Annotated in this window: 3 protein-coding genes and 1 pseudogene; 1 reads left to right on the forward strand and 3 read right to left on the reverse strand. The window is 40.7% G+C overall.

The window, feature by feature from the left end; genetic code table 11:
* The 3 genes and pseudogenes from G589_RS0117485 to G589_RS0117495 all read right to left on the reverse strand — a co-directional run.
* Nucleotides 1-333, reverse strand: a 333-nt coding sequence (locus tag G589_RS0117485) for a transporter substrate-binding domain-containing protein (RefSeq protein ID WP_026490282.1), incomplete at its 3' end; no start/stop codon positions are given.
* Between the two features lie 225 nt (nt 334-558).
* A pseudogene (locus G589_RS0117490) lies at nt 559-687 on the reverse strand (4Fe-4S ferredoxin); the annotation flags it as partial.
* 83 nt (nt 688-770) lie between these two features.
* Nucleotides 771-2,258 (reverse strand): radical SAM protein, encoded by a 1,488-nt coding sequence (locus G589_RS0117495; protein WP_026523006.1) that lies wholly within the window; start codon nt 2,256-2,258, stop codon nt 771-773.
* A gap of 164 nt (nt 2,259-2,422) precedes the next feature.
* Here G589_RS0117495 and G589_RS0117500 point away from each other — a divergent pair, with 164 nt between their 5' ends.
* A complete protein-coding gene (locus tag G589_RS0117500; RefSeq protein ID WP_026523007.1) occupies nt 2,423-3,007 on the forward strand; it encodes a TetR/AcrR family transcriptional regulator in 585 nt (194 codons plus the stop codon).
* Nucleotides 3,008-3,286: the final 279 nt, after the last annotated feature.

A 3,286-nucleotide genomic window follows, 5' to 3' on the forward strand; every position in this document is an offset into this window, starting at 1 on the left:
TGCACTTGAAACAGCACTTCCAAAGGGCATAACAAGATCGTACTCAGTACTATCAAGGGCTTCCTTAAGATTTGATTCACTTATAGCTTTGAATGCGACATTGAAACCAGCTTCTTTGGCAGCGGATTCCATAAGATCAACGCCGATTCCTGCAATCTTGCCGTTGTCTTTATCAATGTAAAACATAGGACATCTGTCTACAGGCACACCGACTGTAAATTCTGTAGCAGGAGAATCAGACGAGGCATAAACAGGCGTCAAAAAGACTCCCAGATAGATTACCAGGAAAAGGAGGGCTATGCTGATAGTAGTATGGATCCTTTTTGATTTCATGATACACTCGCCTTATTGTTTGTTCTTTGCTTTAGATACTCACACTTAATTCTAACATTATTATGTTAAAATACGATAAATAATAAATAACAAATCGATAAAGGCGACTTCTAGTATTCCGGCATTGCTAACTTATGCGCATACGGGACTTGAACCAGGGATTCACGGAGCACCATTAGAACATAAAAAAAGTGTTCCGACGCTATATGAGTCATCGGAACACCATAGACCGACGCAGCATGGCATTTCCATCCTTGCAATAGTAACATCCCTTATGTCCTTGTTACTGATAACTTCTGTCAGTTTCTCAGTGTAATCTCCCTCATCCGGTTTGGGACATCCGATCATTGTAAACCTGCCTTGCATCAGAAAAAGAAAAGTATAAAACTTTATTCGACAGGGTAAATGAAACAACAATACTATATAATTCGAGGCATTTAAGCTCTCTTATGTTTAAAGTGATGCTGTCTGGGTTTGTGCTTAAATGCAACTATGTTTAGAGGCTTTTCATCCTTTTTTGCATAATTCTCATATGCCTTCTTATAGTGTTTCTGTCCGGCCCAGATATCGTCAGCTACAGGCGCCCACTCTTTTGCGTAATCATCACACTTTGCACACAGATGTTCAACACTTTCTTCAGACTCTTCATTGGTACCATGAGCTCCGGATATTTCAACCATGTCCCTTAAAAGAGCCGGATTTTCAAGCATTGGGCATGGCCTTAAATGATTCTTATTAAATGGCTGCCCCTTATGATATTCCATGAAAAGAGGACTTTGAAGCATCTCAAGTATTGAATGTGTATGTATATTCGTGTTGGAGAAGTGGATAAATACGCATGGCTCAGCATCTCCGCTTGAATTGATGTGGAAGTAATTTCTTCCGCCTGCTATGCATCCGCCAACTGCTTCGCCATCATTCTGGAAATCCATAGGGAAGAATCCCAGGTCACATTTGTCACTTCTCAGGAATCTAATCTGATCCACCATCTTCTTTCTCTGTTCTACCGTTGGCATAAGCTCAGGAACAGCATTGTTTCCAACCGGCATATAGTGAAAGAAGAATCCAAATCTTGCTCCTTTTTCAGCTATAAACTCGATGAACTTAGGATCAGTAACTGCCTCGATGTTGTTTCTTGTATAGCAGATGGAAGTTCCATAAACTATTCCGTACTTTTTGAGTAGATCCATGGCATTCATTACTGCATCATAATGACCAAGGCCACGTCTTGCGTCATTAGTCTCAGGAGTTCCCTCGATAGAAAGCTGGAATGTGAGATTTCCAAGCCTTACAACTTCTTTACAGAAATCCTCATCAATAAGTGTTGAATTGGTATAGATAGAGAACTCAACATCATTGTGCTTTTCTGCCAGTTTCAAGATATCTTTCTTCCTTACAAGAGGTTCTCCTCCTGTCATCATGTAAAGATATACTCCCAGCTCTTTTCCCTGGGTAACGATTTTGTCCATATCTTCAAAAGACAGATTGTGCTTAGGTCCATAAGTACCTGACCAGCATCCCGCACAGTGCATATTGCAGGCGCTTGTAGGGTCAAAAAGAATAAGCCATGGGATATTGCATCCGTATTTTTCCCTGTTTGCCCTGATCATTTTTGTGCCTCTGAAAAATGCCTCATAGCCAAGATTGAGCATCATCATCTTTGCAACATGCGGATCTGTCTCATCTATTACTTTATTCAAAAACTTAACCCATCTGTTATCCGGATCTTTAAATGCCGCTCTTACTTTATCAAGGCTTTCTTTTCTGGCTCCATCTTTACCCCAGAATTTCTCTGCCTGGTCAACAAGCTTAAGATAAGTAGCAGTCCTGTTCTCCGTTTTATCGAGATTTGCAAGGAACCTGTCAATCAGTATGCTAAAAGCCTGTCTTTGTACTTTGTGAGAAATGTTTTTTGCTAATTCCATACTTGTTATGCCTCCCCAAACGATGCTACAATTATTCTGATGTAACAAGTGTAACGCCACAGCATATTAATAACAATGGCTCTACCATCGGACATGACAATATTTCGTTTAAGTGAACCGATGTTACATTCTTGCATTTTTTGTAACGTCGAGAGGGAGAAAAAATGAAAAGCTCAAAAGAATCTTTAACAGAAATGCAAAAAAAAGAAGTTCTGAGGATGAATAATAAGGAGTCCAATCAGCTGACAAGAGAGTGTCTGCAGCTTTCGCTTATGCATCTAATGAGCGAACACCCTTATGAGAAGATCACCATCAGCGGGATAGTACGCCGTGCAGGAGTATCAAGGACGGCGTTCTATCGAAACTATACAGATAAAGAAGATATCCTGCATGAGCTTGGGGATGAAATAATAAAGCGTATAGCGGAGATCAGCGAAAAGCCCGAACTGCACGAAAACCCACATCTGTGGTTCGAAGATATTTTTCGGGCTGTCAAAAACGATAAAGATATAATATCTCTGTTTGACCAAGCCGGAATTCTTCAGAATGAACTCTTTCTTGAAAAAGCGGTCTCAGAGCGGCTCTATCCTACAGCTGACCCAGAAAAGAAGTATCTCAGACTTGCTGCCGAAGCTGCCATTTTACAAATACTCATAAGCTGGTTCAGGGATGGGATGCAGGAAGACGAAAAACAAATGGCTGATATCTGCGTAAATATCTTTGATAACGCTTTGAGCAGACTGCCATAATTAACAAGGACCTCTTCTAACATGAGAAATGATCCTTCCTGGCGTAAACGAAGTAATTCTTGCGCATATGAAGCTTGACCCCGGAATTCCCTTAGCACCAATAGAACATAAAATTCCGATATAATGCTCATTCCAGCAAACTGGAATTGTTAGCACTCTGTCTTATTGCACCGGAGGCATAAAACATAAAATGCAATCGCCAGAAACTGTGATACCACAGACACAGTGACAAGATACACAGGATTCAAATCATACAGGGCACCGAGAAGCCAACTGCCC

It is taken from the genome of Butyrivibrio sp. VCB2001, assembly GCF_000423965.1.
In the GTDB taxonomy this organism is placed as follows: domain Bacteria; phylum Bacillota; class Clostridia; order Lachnospirales; family Lachnospiraceae; genus Butyrivibrio.

Coding starts and splice junctions, on each gene's coding strand:
- G589_RS0117495 (WP_026523006.1), bottom strand. CDS start 2,258: ATGGAATTAGCAAAAAACATTTCTCACAAAGTACAAAGACAGGCTTTT.
- G589_RS0117500 (WP_026523007.1), top strand. CDS start 2,423: ATGAAAAGCTCAAAAGAATCTTTAACAGAAATGCAAAAAAAAGAAGTT.